Below are 14,437 nucleotides of genomic sequence, written 5' to 3' on the forward strand. Positions count from 1 at the left end.
GCTGATGTCGTCAATGGCTCGCAAATCGGGACACTCAATGGTAAGCCTGTCGTTAAGGCGCAATCAAACGACATGGCGTCAAGTAGTTTCCAAGGCACGGTTGACGGACTTCTGGCAAGTGCTAACTTAGACGGTGTCCGCTATGTCGCAGATAACATTTCTTGGCAATCTAACACAACGTTGAATGGCGGTCAGCCACTTTCTAGCTTTGGCGATTCTGCTAGATTTACGCTAGGTCAAGATGGTTTCCAACCTTCTGATTTAGCAATTCATATTGATTACGACCAATATTTCGCTGTCATGAATGTCGGCACAATCACTGATACAGCAACAGGCGCAAAAATTCCTGTTTCTATGAAAGTGATAAACAACGGCTTAGAACATGGTAATGATGGACAAACGAATAACGACGCTATTTTCGCCGTTCGTAATGAAGGTAGCACGGTAACGATTGGCTCAGTCACACCAGTAAATGGTACAGACACGGGCGGTGGACAGTCTGAAAATGGTGGTGGTTCAGGCGGTTCTGTCGGAGATGGCTCACTAGTTGGTTACTTAAACAAAAATCGAACAACTGTATCACTCGTCCGAACTGATAACGGACAAGAAATTCCAGATAATGATTTACTTATCGCCATGAAAGTGTCAGATGTGGACGCCAACCAACTCATTGAGGTTGATGGTAATGGTGCTTTAGGTTATATCGTCAGCCCTGACACGGCACTTTCGGTCTCGGGTAATGGCTTACGCTCAACCTCAAATGGTGCTACGATTACGGACTCGCCATTACTGACCCCCAACTCGTATGTTGTTTTAAAACGCTTTAACAAGTCTTTGGTTGACATTACTTACCTTGATGGCGCAGGCGACCATAAAGACCTTGTCTGGGCTTTGTTTGGTTATCTGCCATTTAAGATGAATGTTACAGGCGACTTGCTTATCACGAAAACTGGCGTTGAGTCAGGCGCCAATATGTGGAATGGTAACTATACGCTGAAAGGTAACGAGTTCACGGTTAAAAATGTGCTAACAGGTAAAACCTATACCGCTACTACTGACGAAAAAGGTAAAGCCATGTTAAAAGGCTTACCAGTTGGCTTGTATGATGTGCCTGAGACAAAAGCAAGTAACGGCTTTGTGAATAGCTTTAAAACGGTGCGAGTTGAGGTTAAGCCAAACGGTCAAACTGCACTAGGCTACAATGAAGCTAAAGGCACTAACACCGAAATCAAGGGCGAAAATGAACTCCTTAAACTTGACAAGGAAACTGGCACAACCGATACACAAGGTAAAACAGAGCTTAAAGGCGCTGAATACATGTTAGTCCATGATGATGAGAGTACTGGTTCAAGTCCACACAAAAAAAGCGACCCAGTTAAATGGTCTGAAATTCCAGCCCCTCTACTCATTTCTGGTACGAAAGTCACAACTTCCACCATCAACGGTAAGAAAGTTAATCATGGCGACAAAGTCGTTCTAAAAGTTGATGATGTCAAATTTAACCTTGCGATTGGTAACTTACCAGTAGGTAAATATCATTGGGAAGAAATCAACGTGCCAATCGGTTATGTGACAGATGATAGTGAGTTGGCTTTTGAGGTCAAGAAAAAAGATGATAAGACAGAAAACATTGTCACACCTCAGACAAAGTCTCTTGAACAAGCTATCAAAATCAAACTCTTAATTCAGAAAAAAGTTGAGATTGCTGGCGAAAGCGCTGATAGTGGCTACAACGATATTAAAATCAATGTCACGCCACGTGAGGGGACAAATGCAGACCCTCAAACGATTACCACGGGTATCTTGAATGATGAAGATGGTTATGCAAATTTTGAGGGTATCTATGGCGACTATGTCATTACAGAAGACCCTAGCACCTTACCCGCAGGAACAGAGCTATTCGAGCCAATCTATATCCACACGGATACAGACCCTGAAACGGATAAAATCACAATTCAAGCGACTTATAAGGCTTATGCGGACGAGGAGGGAGCTGTCCCGCTTTCAGGTCGTCAATTCTCTCAATCTGATAATGAAACAGATAAGAATGAAAGCCTAACAGGTACAGTCGCAGGTGCAGTCTCTTCTAAAGTGCCTTTTATCAGTCTCTCTAAAATTGTCTTGACAGATAAAGCCACACCACTACCACCAGAAACACCAAGTATTGACGTGGAAAAATCAAGTGAACCTATCCCACAAGCGGGTCAAGGTAATAATTCCGACAAGGCGGATAATCTTGGAAAAGGCGATGCAGATACACCAGAAACAGCAGTCAAAGTTGGCGACAAAGAAACACCAGTCTACTACCGCATTACCAACAACGGTACAGAACGTTGGTCTAAATTCAGCGGGGTTGATAAAACGCTTGATGGTAAACCAGTGAAAAATGTTCAATGGACTTATCAAGGAAAACCAATCACGATTAACAAAAATGGCTGGTTTGAGCTTAATGGTAAATTGTTAGGCTTAGATGTTGATGAATATGTTGAGGCAACAGGTACGCTTGAGAAACTGGCAGATGGCGAAACCCACAGTAACGAAATCGTGGTTAAAGCGATTGGTGCAATCAGTGGTAAAGAGGTTACCGATAGTGACAAATGGCATGCGGTTAAACCAAAAACTCCTGAGACACCAAAAAAACCAGAAACACCTGCTAAACCTGCTGAACCAAGTCTACCAATGACTGGCGAACAAGCTACTAAATTAGCTACAATTATCGGTAGTTTGATTGTGGCAGTTATCGCTATCGTTAAACACAAGGTTATTCTCGAAGCTCTGGCAAGCGTTAAAGCAAAAATCAAGAAATAATCAATTCAATCTAAACCACGACTAGTTGAGCGTGCGAGTGGGGTGCAAAGCCCATTAGAAAGAGAGGAATTATAATTATGTCCATATTTTTGATAATGGATAAAAACACAAGCGAAGTGATTGAACAATGTGAGAGTTTATCTGTCGCAAATGCTCTGGTTGATGACTTAGAGGATACCTCACTTATCATAAAAAAGGAGGGAGATTTTGAAAATTAAAAATATTATTTCGGATTTAAAGGATAGTAAACTCAATCCTAAAAACTATAAAAAGCAATCCAAATTAAAAGCGCCTACTTTAAAAAAATCAGGTGCAATTTCTAGGAAAGTGGCAGATACGGTTGCTATAGCCGTATTTGGCGTACTGATAGGGCTTTTAGCTGTCGGAACTTATAGAACTATCAAGTTTTCGTCTAGCGTTAGTAAAACAAGTGATGAAGTGGTAGAAATATCAAAAAAACTTAATAAACTCACTTCAAATAGTAAGGTTTCAACAGTAAATGAAATCAAGCTATCAAATTTTGTTAATCAATTTACAAAAATTTACATCAACTATTCAAATAATGGCGATTACAAAACAAAACGCCAGTCTTTGTTGAAAAAATGCTTTGCGAAAGGTTTTGACTATAAAGATGAATCAAGTCTTGTCGAAAGAAAGTATAAAACATCTGAATTAATTGATACAACAACTCAGAATGATTTGACTTTGGCAAAAGTTCGGGTAAGCTACCAAGAAATTGAAAATAAAAAGACGACTGATCAAGAAAAAGTCCTTGTCATACCAGTTTCTGGAGATGACGTTTTCACTGTCATGGCATATCCTTATTTTGCACAAGATTCATTAGTTTCTGGGTCAAATAAAGTCATCAATCAAAGAGTGACTGATGATGACCTACCACTATTTGAGAAACAAGAAGTGACGAAATTCACGGAGATGTTTTTCAAAAAATATGCTGAAAGTAATGAAGATGAACTAAAACTTTTGATGAAAACACCTGAACTGATGGGCACTGGCTTTAATTTTGTCACGCTTCATGATACAACGATTCAAAAGTTAAAAGACATTTATACTGTTCAAACAGTCGTGACTTACAAAGATGACAATGGGCTAATGCATGATGAAAATTACACGTTGGAGTTGATGAAACAAAAAAATAGTTACTTCATCTCTACCTTGTATCACTACTATAACTAATTAGAAAGAGGAAAAAATATGAAATTTAGTCTTTTAGATAGCTTCATGAAAGGCGATTTTACAATCGGCTTAACAGCGTTCGCAATCTTTTTACTCATTAAGGACTGGAAAGCAAGTAAATGGTTTAACTTTATCACAACGCTCATTGTGTTTGTCATTATTTTGTCAATGACTAAAGGTACTCAGGCGCTTTATGATACCGTTAAATGGTTTTTGTCTTTAATCGGTATCAATTTACCTTAAGGAAAGAGGACAAATGAGAAAAGATTACATTTTTGACTACTCAAAAGGGCTTAATAGTCCTCTTTGGTTACAAGAATTTAGAAATCCTAAAACACATCAACTGATTTTTTCATTTCAAACACCTATGGAGCTTTCATTTTTTGTGGTAGCTTTTTTAGTTGCTGCTATTGAGCTTTGGTTCGGTAGGGTTTGGTTTATACTCTCAGATTTTACATTTGGTTTGATTTGGTTGTTTGTTGTTTGGTTACCAATCAGGGCGGGTCGTCTATATACGACTTGGGAGCCTGACGGAAAGAAAATGCACATTTATCTTGTTGATAAGTTGCGTTTTTTTCGTGAATTTATACTTGATAAACGGCTCATCTATCAAACTGAACGGATTGAAGAAATAGAAGAAATTGTGTTTGAAAAAACTGATTTATAAGAAAAGGAGGGAAATTTGGCGATCAAACTAGAATATCCTATCAAAAAAACACATTATAATATGGCTTTAACTAAGGATAAGAAAATCAAGGCGTATTATTTGATACCTAGTGTACCAATCACTCTGGTCGATAGTAAAGCAAAAGAAAAACAAAAATTAAAAACCGAACAAGTCTTAAAAAAAGTTGCTAAAAAAAATAAACTTGAGATTATCTGTGAACCTCAAGATTTTTTGTTGCTTGAAAAAATGCAAGACTTATTAAAAGATTCCGCTGAAGATAGTAAAGAGATTGCTTCAAAAAGCGCAGGCTATACCGTTGACTATTTAACAGCGGAGATGGAAATACCTCATAAACACGTTTGGGTTATTGGGGTAACTATTCCCAAAAATGAAAAAGTAGTAGACTTGAAAGATTTTGCTAAAAAGAAAGTGGAAGATTTAGCAGAACGTGCTTTTAGTACTCTAGGGTATGATTTAGCTACTGATGAAGATTGGTACAAAGATTTTAAAGCAGGCGAACAAGAAATTTATCAGACTTTACAAACTATTCAAGGTAGACGACTTTCTGATGAAGATTTCTTTTACTTACAGCGAGGTCAATTCTTAAGGCACATACCACACCAGAAATCTCAGGTTATTGCTAGCCGTGCTTTGCTCAATGTCACAGATACAAAAATCAAAGTTAGAAGTGGTTATTTAGAGCTGATTTCTCCTTATGGCAAGTCATTTGTTTCTATTTTACCGATTGCGGATAGTCCTGTGATTTTTAACGAAAGCCATATCGCTGAATTAGTACAACGGTTTAATTATCCAGTAGGCTATCAAGTCTTAACAGACCCTTTAGATAATTCCGAAGTTAAGCGCAGAGCAAATTTGAATAGGCTTCGTTTGAAGAATATTATTCAGGAAGCTAGCAATCAGGATTCGGTTCAAAGTGATGATGTCTTGCTTAGGAAATTATCTGTTGATGATATTTACAAGAAATTGGATAATGATGATTTGTTTTTAGACACGGGACATTTCTTCATTGTATCTGCTTCAAATGTTAATCAACTCAACGCTAGAAAACAAGCCTTGATGAGTTATTTCCAAAGTATGGGGATCAGTTTATCAGAAGCAAACGATGACCAACCTTATCTGTTTCAGGCATTGTTATATGGTAGTGAACTTAATGCAGACACAAGAAAGTGGCTACACATTTATACACCTAAAGGACTTGCGGAAAACATGTTATTTACGACTACTTTTTCGGGTACAAAAGTGGGTCATTATATCGGGCGTGTTGATAATTTTGCGGGTCGTTGGGACACTATCGAAGAAGCGGTAGCTGCTTCAAGAATTACTGTTTTGTATAATGCAACGATTGGTAACAAAGAGGGTATCTTGGGTAAAGTTACGAAAAACCCACATATCATCATTACTGGAGAAACAGGTCAAGGAAAAACTTATCTGGCTCAGATGTTGTTTTTCCAAGCTACTTTACAAAATATCAAATTGTTGTACGTAGACCCTAAACAGGAATTTCGTAAGCATTACATGAAGAAAATTAATGACCCGACATTTAGAAAAAAATATCCAGACCGTGTTGCTCAGATTGAGCGCTTTAACTTTGTGACACTTGACCCGAGCAATAAGAAAAATCATGGTGTTCTTGACCCGATTGTCATTTTAGATGAATACGATGCGGTTGAAACGGCTAAATCAATTCTTGACTATCTAGGTCAAGGAAAATTCACAAATTTTGAAAAAACAGTCATTTCAAAAGCCGTTAAGGCAACTGTTGCTGAGAGACTATCAGGTCAAAAAGTCGGCTTTAAACAAGTTTTAGAAAAATTGATGAAACATGAAGATAAGCGAGCTAAAGAAGCGGGAGAATTTCTCTATGAGATGTCACAAGGTACAATCCTTGATTTGGCATTTTCAGATGGCGAGACCAAAGGGCTTGATTATTCAGAACGTGTGACAATTTTAGAGGTAGCTGGTTTAAGTTTACCAAAAGAAGATGCCGAACAGATTTCTGAGCATGAACGCAATTCGATTGCTTTGATGTTTGCCTTAGGTAGTTTTTGTCAACGTTTCGGAGACCAAAATCGTGATGAGCAAACTATGGAATTCTTTGATGAGGCTTGGATACTTATGCAAAGTGCTGAAGGTAAAAAAGTCATTAAGTCTATGCGCCGTGTTGGACGGTCTCAAAATAATACGCTTGTCTTAATCTCACAATCTGTAAACGATGCGAAAACAGATGATGATACAACTGGTTTCGGTACAATTTTCGCCTTCTATGAAAAGAATGAGCGAGAAATGATTTTAGAGCATGTTGGTTTAGAAGTTACTGATACTAATTTAGAGTGGATAGACAATATGATTCCAGCTCAATGTTTGATGTCAGATGTTTATGGCAATAAAAATATAATTAGTATTCATAATATTTTCCCAGATTTACATGAGCTATTCTCTCCGATGAAATCAACGGCTTCGAGTCTTGCAGAAAATAAATATGCCTAGAAAGGAGATTTTATGCAACTACCATTACTCGTGACAATGAGTGATTATAATATTTTCAATTTAAAACCTTTCATCGAACCAAGTTCTATTGAAAATTCGATTTGGGGTGGTCTAACTTTCGTATTTGTGACTGTTCCTTTTTGGATTCTGAAAATAGTCGCTTTTGTATTCTACTGGATTATCAAAGTTGTTGGTATGTTATCGCCGTATGAAACTTTTAAGTCATCAGTGTTTACGACATCAAAAGATTTATTTGACAAAATGCGAGGTGGCTCAGGTAGTATCGCAACAACTTCTGTCATAGGTTTCTTTATTGCATTGACACTAATTTATTTAACCTATGCTTATATTCGAGGTCAACATTTCGGTCAGAAAGTGGTTCATGTCTTGGCAGTCTATGCTTTAGGACTAACTTTTTTCGGTACGATTACAGACCCAACCACAAATCAAAGTGTCAACGGCGGTATCTATATTTTAGATACCGTTCATAATTTGTCAAAGGAAATTACGACTAAAATTTCGAGTGTTTCTGTGACAAATGCGGACGGTACAGCGACAACCTCAGATAAAGAAAGTAGTTTCGCAAACGCTTATTTAAATTCAACGATTTATGAGACTTACCGCTATATCAATTCAGGTTCTACTAGTGCGACGGTCAAAGGAGACAAAGACAAAGAAGATGATGAAAAAGATTCCGAGTTGAAATTTGATGATACCAAGGTCGGTGTCATTAAAGACAGCCAAGTTTCAAAGAAAGAAATTGATAAGTATTTAGACGGGCAAGGACAAGGTGCAGATAAAGGTGTTGTTAAAAATGTGTGGGTTTCTGCGGTAGGAGATTATATTATTCCAAAAGCTTGTTTCGTCTGGTTTAAAATTGTGGATGCCGTTGTAATTGGTATTCCAGTTTTAGTCATTGAGCTAATTTCGATTGCAGTTGAATTTTTGGTACTACTCATTATGTTCATGATTCCGATAGGTTTTCTTGTCTCTTTTATTCCAAGTATGCAACAGGTCTTGTTCAATATGTTCAAGACATCTTTTGCTTTCTTGCTTTTACCAAGTATCGCAAGTTTTGCCTTGTTGATTTTCTTTTATTTTAATTCAATGATTGGCAATTCGTTTGTAAATCTAGGTAGTGATATTGCAAAAGAGGGCATGATTATTGGTGCATTTGCGACTTTAATTTCTCTTATTGTCGCTTTGATTGTTAAGATAGGTATTTATTTTGGTATCTGGAAATTCAAAGGTACATTAGGCAAATTCTTATTTGGCAGTAATATTGGTAATAAATTACCGATAAATAATGTCACAGGGTCAATTATGGGCGAAAATGGCGATATTGCAAATAAAATTGATATGGTTAAAACGCTAGTGCCAGCAATTACAGGAGCAGTTGCACCAGTAGCGAAAGGAGCAGTTGGGGGAGTAGGAGCGCCAATAATTGCACCAATGCTTATAGGGAAACAGTTACTTCATTTTATGAACAAATCCAAGGTTAGTCCACAGGATAATCAAGGTAATGAACAACCTGAAAGTTTTGACGATAAAATCGAAGAACCAGATGACAGCTTTGAGGAAACTCTTGAAGAAAACGAGACAAACAGACCTGACACGAAGCCAACTGTTGCGGAAGATTTAGAAGATATGCCAGAAGTACCAGAATTTGGTAGTAGCTTAGATGATGAGAATAAACCTACTAATCCAGAAGAAAAAATACCAGACTTTGAAGATACCTCAAACAGTGAGAAATGGGGGAATGATATTTTTAAATCTGCTCCAAATGATAGTGATATTTTCAACTCTGAACCAAGTGATAATCTCTTTTTTAAAAATTTCAATCAGCTAGACGGAGTAATTGAAGATTATTCAGAAACCAAAGAAGCGGAAAAAGATTTCTTAAAAGAATTAGATGAAAGCAGATAATGAGGTGTTAGAAAATGAAAAAAATTTTAGTGCTTGCGTTTATCATGTTTTTAACACCGTTCATTGCCATCATAAGTATGTTTTCTATTATGTCGAGTAGTGGTAGTTCAGATAGTGGCACGTTAAATACAGGTGGCTACTATGTCAAACATTGGTCTACTGATAATGCCTATACTCACAATCTTTTATGCCAGAGATACGGCATTACAGCTGAACAACTTGATGGTTTTTTAGAGACAACTGGGATTGCTTATGATAAAACCAGAATTAACGGTCAAAAACTATTAGATTGGCAGTATAAAAGCGGTCTTGATGTGAGGGCGATTATTGCGATTGCTCAAATGGAATCAAGCTATGGTACAGCAGGTGTTGCGACAAACTCAGGCGCTAATATGTTTGGTTATGGGGCGTTCAATAACAATCCAGAAAATGCTTCACTATTTAATGATGAGGTAGCAATCGTTGGTCTGACTACTCAAACCATTATTTTAAATCAAAATACCACGTTCAAAATTCAGGACGATAAAGCTAAAGCGTTAGCCAATGGTACGTGGAATCCAACCATGGGTGGTGTCTATTTCACTGATACAGGTGGTAGTGGTCAAAAACGTGCTGATGTCATGACTAAACTTGATAAGTGGATAGATGAACATGGTGGCACGAAAGACCCGCCTAACGGTTATGGCTCAATCAGTTCGGGCGGTTCTATTGGCGTATTAGACCAAGTAGCAGGTACTTTTGTAGGTAACGGTCAATGTTATGCCTTGACGAGTTTCTACGCTGAAAAATTAGGTTTTGGAGCATTAGTAGGACATATGAGCGCTTCTGATATTGGCATTGATTATGATTGGGCTTCAAAAGGGTGGCGAGTTGAAACCAATCCAAGTGAAATGAAAATAAAGGTTGGGGATATTATCAATTTTAGAAAAGGTGCGACTATCATGTATGGCACAATTTCCGTACAGGTAGATAGCACCTACGGTCATACAGGCATTGTAGGTGGCGTTAATAGTGATGGCACAATCATGTTATACGACCAAAACCCTAACCCAGTTGGCAGGACACAAGTTACTGTGCCTATGATGAGCATATCATCAATTATCCACCCACCTATGAAATAATGAAAGGAAATTATGAAAAAAGTGTTTTTAATAGTATTGAGTATATTTGTTTGTATCATTGTTATTTTCAATATTCTTGATGATAAGGAAAAAATCAAAAAGTCAGTTAAAAAAATTGAGCCAACATCTACTGCGGTAAAAAGAGTTGAGAATAATTCTCAAGCTGCGGAATCATCTGACAGTTCAACAGCAACTACTGAAAGTAGTTCTCTATCAGACCAAGATGGTAATTTGAAAAAAGAAACGATTATCAAGACTTATTTAACGATAAAACTTGATAAAGATGTTTTGATACAAAGACAAAAAGATTTGGAATCTAATTTAACCACTGGTTTATACCGAAAATTAAATATTGAGCAAGACACTGCTACCTTGGTAACAATGATAAAAGATTGGGAAGAAAAGAAAATTTTGAATACGAATATGTCGGTTCAACTTTTATCTCAGGAAATTCAAGAGATTACATTTTTTGAAGATGTTGAAAATGATAACAATTTGATGGTTCAGGTTACTTTAAAATTGACAAGTCTATTGAGTAGCAATGCTTCAAAGATGTCGAAAATTTACTCAGTCAAATTTAGTGGAGATGACTTGTCTGATATTGAGTTATTAAGTGGGAAGTGAAATGTATGAAAAAAATGAGTATTGATATGTATGAGCGTAATAAAGGCAAATGGGGATCGTGGCGTTATTATCGTTTTTTACAGACACAGCCACTATATTTTATACAAGATTTTTTAGATAAAAGAGTTAGTGAGTTTCCACCTAAATTTAAAACTGATTTGGATTATTATTGGGTTACTTATTTAGCTAAGCACTCAGCCCTTTTTATTGAATTTCTTGATGAATATGATTTAAATGAAGCATTTAAATTTCATCTTGAACAGCAATTAGAAGAGGATAGGAATAGATGAGTGAAAGAGAAAAGTTTTTAATTTGTTTATTGATTTTAACATGGTTATTCCTTGTATATATTGTATTCAAAAAACAAAAACGAAAAATAGCTTTAGAAAAACAAAGAGATTTTTGGTTTTCTGAAATTAGGAGACTTGATATAACGTTAAGTGGAGAATTATCACAAAACGAAAAGTCTTTAAATACTTATGAAACATTAAAGAGTATTTTTCCTGCTTATCATTCTCTTAGAGATAGAGATGAACAGTGTTTTCGTCTGCGTAGACTTGTAGCTTATGATAAAAAATACAGTTCACTTCAACAAGCAGATAATTCCATTGAAAAATATGAAAAGTTTTGTGATGAGAATAGAAAGTGTGAATGATGGATATAACAGAATTTAACACATTGGTTGCGACTTCATTTGAAATTGAGCGAGAATACCGAGTAAAAAAACGAGAAAGTGTGGTAATTGGGGTGGCTATTAGAAAGCGCCCTTTTATTATTGTCAATGTTGGTAATGTATATTCAAAGATGACAGGGATTGATACGTTTCTTTATGAGGAAGATTTTTCTTTAATTGAGAGCGAAAGTCTAGGTAAATACAATTTAGACAGCTTGATAATTGCGAATCGTAGCGTATTAAAGCATAGAGCAGAAATTGAGAGGGCATTGGACTGTATTAAAGAACGTTACTTGGAGGAGTTGAATAATGGATCTAGTAGAAAGTGAGCCAATAAAATGAGTTTAAGACGAATGGTAACAAAACTAAAGATAAATACCAAGTTAGATGAAGTGCGCATTAGAGGCTATTTACGCAAGGCAGGTCTCATCTACACTCCAAGTGTTTATCTTATCAAACCTGATATTTACAGTGAAGATTGCATAGAAATATCTTGTGATATTTTCGGTAGTTTCTCTCCAGCTCCAGATGGTCAAGCTACGTTAGGCAAATTAAACTTATCAGCGTACTTGCTAGAAGAATATATGAAAGAGTTCAAGGAGTTGTCCCAAGCGCAGATATTAGAAATTTTCTATGATGACATCACAAGACACATGGAAAATGAGTTTTCAGAAACTAGCTTAATTTTCAAAGGATTTAAAAGGATTTAAATAGAAAGTAGGACAGAATATGACTGAACAAAAAGAGCAGGAATTACTTGATGAAATAAAACAAGCAGTTAAACTTCATCTCATTGAAAGAATTAAAAATAATCTTCGTTTTATGAGCCAATCAGAATTAGCACGATTTAAAGACAGTGAACAATTTTTGGGATGGTCAGATGTTTGGATTAGTTATGGTAATTTCTCCGATGAGATAGCAGATATGGGTGTAGATAGTATCTATCAGATTGGAGACATGATAGATTATGTGACAGTTGCTTTGGCTAAACGCCTTGAAATAGAAACTAAAAGTATTAAGGTGTATCTACCGAGAGCTGACTTTGCCTGCTGTTTTGAAAAAGAAAAAGAGACCAGAGGTGGTTTTTAATGGCAGAAATGTACTACAAAATTAGCTATAAATTGACAGATACTAGAGGCGAGTTTTTCATGATGTCGGGTAAATCATACTCACACGTTTATGAACGTGCATACGAAAGCGCTCTTGCGGGTTTGAGACGGCGTGGTACAAAAATGGTATATGGGACTTTTGAAATGGAAGAAATTTCAGAGGAGGAGTATTTTATACATAGACCATTTTGGAGATATTGAAAAAAGAAAACTGAGAATAGTTTGGCGTGCCTTTCGTCTAATGGCAAGACACTTGAAAGAGGGAAGTGGGTTCGATTCCTACAAGGCATATAGATTAATGGAAAGAAAGGGGAAAAGAAATGCAAGTAGAAATTCCTAATAAATTTAGCAACAAAAAAGAACTAGCAGATTTCTATGGAATTGCTGAAAAAACAGCTAGTAACCTAATTTCTGATATGAGACAGACAACAGAATTTAGCGATTTTTCGTTTTATAGATTAAGTGGTAGAGTTTGGTTGCCAGCTTTTGATGAGTTTTTATTACTAAAAGAACGACAAAAGTATAGATAGAAAAACAAAGCAAGTAGTGATATAATTAAGTTATTGATTATTTCCTATGTGCTTTTTATTATGATTAAAAATAGAAAGATAACTATGGAAAATATAAAAATTGGTACTATCTGGTGTGAACCATCAAAGACACCAGATAAATATGTTTGGCGTATGCGCTATAAAAATTTGATAACGTTGAAGTATGAAAAAGTTTCTATTACTTTAACATCTAATACTAGAAAGGCAGAAACTCACGCAAAAAAATTATTACTTGAAAAAGTCAGAGAACGTATAGAAACTCAAAAAACAAAATTTCAAATCGAGAAACAGGAACAAGAGAAAATTTTATTTTCTAAGATGTGTGATTATTGGCACGCTGATCAAGCTGTAAGAGTTAAAAGAAGTACCAGTTTTTCAAGAAGTAGAGTTGTTAAAAAATTGAAAATGGATTTTAAAGGCGAATGTTTACAAGAATTAACACCGTTTAGGATTCAGAAATATTTTAACGATATGAACTATACAAGAAAAACAATCTCAACATATTACAGTATTTTTCGTCAAGTTATGTCCTTTGCTTATCGTATGGACTATTTAAAAAATGATGTGATGAAAAAAGTAAGGATAAATTTACCTGCATTTACGATTGGAGACATTGAAGTTGAAAAAAAGAAAGTTTTTTCTGCTAAAGAAATGAAGTCGGTCTTATCTTTAATGACTTGTCCTAATGTAAAGCGTACAGCTTTAATGCTGGAATTTTTATTTTTAACAGGTTTGCGGTATGGCGAGTTTGCTTCATTGACATATGATGATTATTTTGTAACTAATGATGGTACATATGTAGACATTAATTCAACGTTAGACTATCAAGACGGCGGTGTCAGTATGAAACTTCACTCTACACCTAAAACGGTAACAGGTAATAGGCGTGTCTTTCTTTCCAAACGTGCGATTGAAATTGTGGAGTTCTTCTTTAAGGATAATAAAAACTTACTGGAGCAGAGTTCACGATTTAAAGAATACGGTTATATTTTCCCAAGTTTAACTGGCAATCCCAAAGGTTGGACTTCATTAGATCGAGCTTTTTCAAATTTTGGCAAACGTACTGGACTAGATAAGAAATTTTGTATTCATTCACTCAGACATTCACACATAACGCTTTTAACAGAAGCAGGTGTTAGTCAAACTGCTATAATGGAGAGGGTAGGGCATAGAGACCCTAAGATTACAACTTCAATCTATACGCACGTTACCAAAAAAATGTCTGATGTCGCAGTTAAGGAATTGAACAAGATTGC

Annotated in this window: 17 protein-coding genes and 1 tRNA gene; all 18 read left to right on the forward strand. The window is 36.1% G+C overall.

Annotation, left to right across the window (positions count from 1 at the left end; genetic code table 11):
• The coding region (locus ACYQ21_RS12090) for a SpaA isopeptide-forming pilin-related protein (protein WP_460058665.1) at positions 1-2,808 on the forward strand (2,808 nt) is incomplete at its 5' end.
• A 95-nt stretch (positions 2,809-2,903) separates the two neighbouring features.
• Positions 2,904-3,026, forward strand: coding sequence for a hypothetical protein (locus tag ACYQ21_RS12095; protein WP_460058666.1), 123 nt, complete (start codon positions 2,904-2,906; stop codon positions 3,024-3,026).
• Positions 3,016-4,002 carry a conjugal transfer protein gene (locus tag ACYQ21_RS12100; RefSeq protein WP_460058667.1) on the forward strand — a complete coding sequence of 329 codons (987 nt, stop codon included), beginning with the start codon at positions 3,016-3,018 and terminating at the stop codon, positions 4,000-4,002. The genes ACYQ21_RS12095 and ACYQ21_RS12100 overlap by 11 nt, the downstream gene beginning before the upstream one ends.
• A gap of 18 nt (positions 4,003-4,020) precedes the next feature.
• On the forward strand, positions 4,021-4,245 hold the full coding sequence (locus ACYQ21_RS12105; RefSeq protein WP_460058668.1) for a hypothetical protein: 225 nt from the start codon (positions 4,021-4,023) through the stop codon (positions 4,243-4,245).
• Between the two features lie 13 nt (positions 4,246-4,258).
• A complete protein-coding gene (locus ACYQ21_RS12110) occupies positions 4,259-4,669 on the forward strand; it encodes a TcpE family conjugal transfer membrane protein (protein ID WP_460058669.1) in 411 nt (136 codons plus the stop codon).
• Positions 4,670-4,684: 15 nt separating this feature from the next.
• Positions 4,685-7,177, forward strand: coding sequence for an ATP-binding protein (locus ACYQ21_RS12115; protein ID WP_460058670.1), 2,493 nt, complete (start codon positions 4,685-4,687; stop codon positions 7,175-7,177).
• 12 nt (positions 7,178-7,189) lie between these two features.
• Positions 7,190-9,103, forward strand: coding sequence for a hypothetical protein (locus tag ACYQ21_RS12120; RefSeq protein WP_460058671.1), 1,914 nt, complete (start codon positions 7,190-7,192; stop codon positions 9,101-9,103).
• 14 nt (positions 9,104-9,117) lie between these two features.
• Positions 9,118-10,224 carry a CHAP domain-containing protein gene (locus ACYQ21_RS12125; protein ID WP_460058672.1) on the forward strand — a complete coding sequence of 369 codons (1,107 nt, stop codon included), beginning with the start codon at positions 9,118-9,120 and terminating at the stop codon, positions 10,222-10,224.
• 12 nt (positions 10,225-10,236) lie between these two features.
• Positions 10,237-10,848, forward strand: coding sequence for a hypothetical protein (locus ACYQ21_RS12130; RefSeq protein ID WP_460058673.1), 612 nt, complete (start codon positions 10,237-10,239; stop codon positions 10,846-10,848).
• A gap of 5 nt (positions 10,849-10,853) precedes the next feature.
• Entirely contained in the window at positions 10,854-11,138 is a 285-nt protein-coding gene (locus ACYQ21_RS12135) for a hypothetical protein (RefSeq protein ID WP_460058674.1), read from the forward strand.
• Entirely contained in the window at positions 11,135-11,503 is a 369-nt protein-coding gene (locus tag ACYQ21_RS12140; RefSeq protein WP_460058675.1) for a hypothetical protein, read from the forward strand. Before ACYQ21_RS12135 ends, ACYQ21_RS12140 begins: the two co-directional genes overlap by 4 nt.
• A complete protein-coding gene (locus tag ACYQ21_RS12145; RefSeq protein ID WP_460058676.1) occupies positions 11,503-11,850 on the forward strand; it encodes a hypothetical protein in 348 nt (115 codons plus the stop codon). Before ACYQ21_RS12140 ends, ACYQ21_RS12145 begins: the two co-directional genes overlap by 1 nt.
• 24 nt (positions 11,851-11,874) lie before the next feature.
• Entirely contained in the window at positions 11,875-12,231 is a 357-nt protein-coding gene (locus tag ACYQ21_RS12150) for a hypothetical protein (protein WP_460058677.1), read from the forward strand.
• Between the two features lie 19 nt (positions 12,232-12,250).
• A complete protein-coding gene (locus ACYQ21_RS12155) occupies positions 12,251-12,610 on the forward strand; it encodes a hypothetical protein (RefSeq protein ID WP_460058678.1) in 360 nt (119 codons plus the stop codon).
• Entirely contained in the window at positions 12,610-12,831 is a 222-nt protein-coding gene (locus tag ACYQ21_RS12160) for a hypothetical protein (protein ID WP_460058679.1), read from the forward strand. The genes ACYQ21_RS12155 and ACYQ21_RS12160 overlap by 1 nt, the downstream gene beginning before the upstream one ends.
• 26 nt (positions 12,832-12,857) lie before the next feature.
• Positions 12,858-12,921 (forward strand) — tRNA-OTHER (locus tag ACYQ21_RS12165).
• A 29-nt stretch (positions 12,922-12,950) separates the two neighbouring features.
• Positions 12,951-13,160: a hypothetical protein gene (locus ACYQ21_RS12170; protein ID WP_460058680.1), complete on the forward strand. Its 210-nt coding sequence runs from the start codon at positions 12,951-12,953 to the stop codon at positions 13,158-13,160.
• 84 nt (positions 13,161-13,244) lie between these two features.
• Positions 13,245-14,437: tyrosine-type recombinase/integrase (locus tag ACYQ21_RS12175; protein WP_460058681.1), on the forward strand; the 1,193-nt coding region annotated here is incomplete at its 3' end.

The organism is Pseudolactococcus yaeyamensis (genome assembly GCF_054658615.1).

Excerpts from the sequence above, each read along its gene's own strand:
- ACYQ21_RS12095 (WP_460058666.1), top strand. The coding sequence starts at position 2,904 with ATGGATAAAAACACAAGCGAAGTGATTGAACAATGTGAGAGTTTATCT.
- ACYQ21_RS12105 (WP_460058668.1), top strand. The coding sequence starts at position 4,021 with ATGAAATTTAGTCTTTTAGATAGCTTCATGAAAGGCGATTTTACAATC.
- ACYQ21_RS12110 (WP_460058669.1), top strand. The coding sequence starts at position 4,259 with ATGAGAAAAGATTACATTTTTGACTACTCAAAAGGGCTTAATAGTCCT.
- ACYQ21_RS12120 (WP_460058671.1), top strand. The coding sequence starts at position 7,190 with ATGCAACTACCATTACTCGTGACAATGAGTGATTATAATATTTTCAAT.
- ACYQ21_RS12125 (WP_460058672.1), top strand. The coding sequence starts at position 9,118 with ATGAAAAAAATTTTAGTGCTTGCGTTTATCATGTTTTTAACACCGTTC.
- ACYQ21_RS12130 (WP_460058673.1), top strand. The coding sequence starts at position 10,237 with ATGAAAAAAGTGTTTTTAATAGTATTGAGTATATTTGTTTGTATCATT.
- ACYQ21_RS12135 (WP_460058674.1), top strand. The coding sequence starts at position 10,854 with ATGAAAAAAATGAGTATTGATATGTATGAGCGTAATAAAGGCAAATGG.
- ACYQ21_RS12140 (WP_460058675.1), top strand. The coding sequence starts at position 11,135 with ATGAGTGAAAGAGAAAAGTTTTTAATTTGTTTATTGATTTTAACATGG.
- ACYQ21_RS12145 (WP_460058676.1), top strand. The coding sequence starts at position 11,503 with ATGGATATAACAGAATTTAACACATTGGTTGCGACTTCATTTGAAATT.
- ACYQ21_RS12150 (WP_460058677.1), top strand. The coding sequence starts at position 11,875 with ATGGTAACAAAACTAAAGATAAATACCAAGTTAGATGAAGTGCGCATT.
- ACYQ21_RS12155 (WP_460058678.1), top strand. The coding sequence starts at position 12,251 with ATGACTGAACAAAAAGAGCAGGAATTACTTGATGAAATAAAACAAGCA.
- ACYQ21_RS12160 (WP_460058679.1), top strand. The coding sequence starts at position 12,610 with ATGGCAGAAATGTACTACAAAATTAGCTATAAATTGACAGATACTAGA.
- ACYQ21_RS12170 (WP_460058680.1), top strand. The coding sequence starts at position 12,951 with ATGCAAGTAGAAATTCCTAATAAATTTAGCAACAAAAAAGAACTAGCA.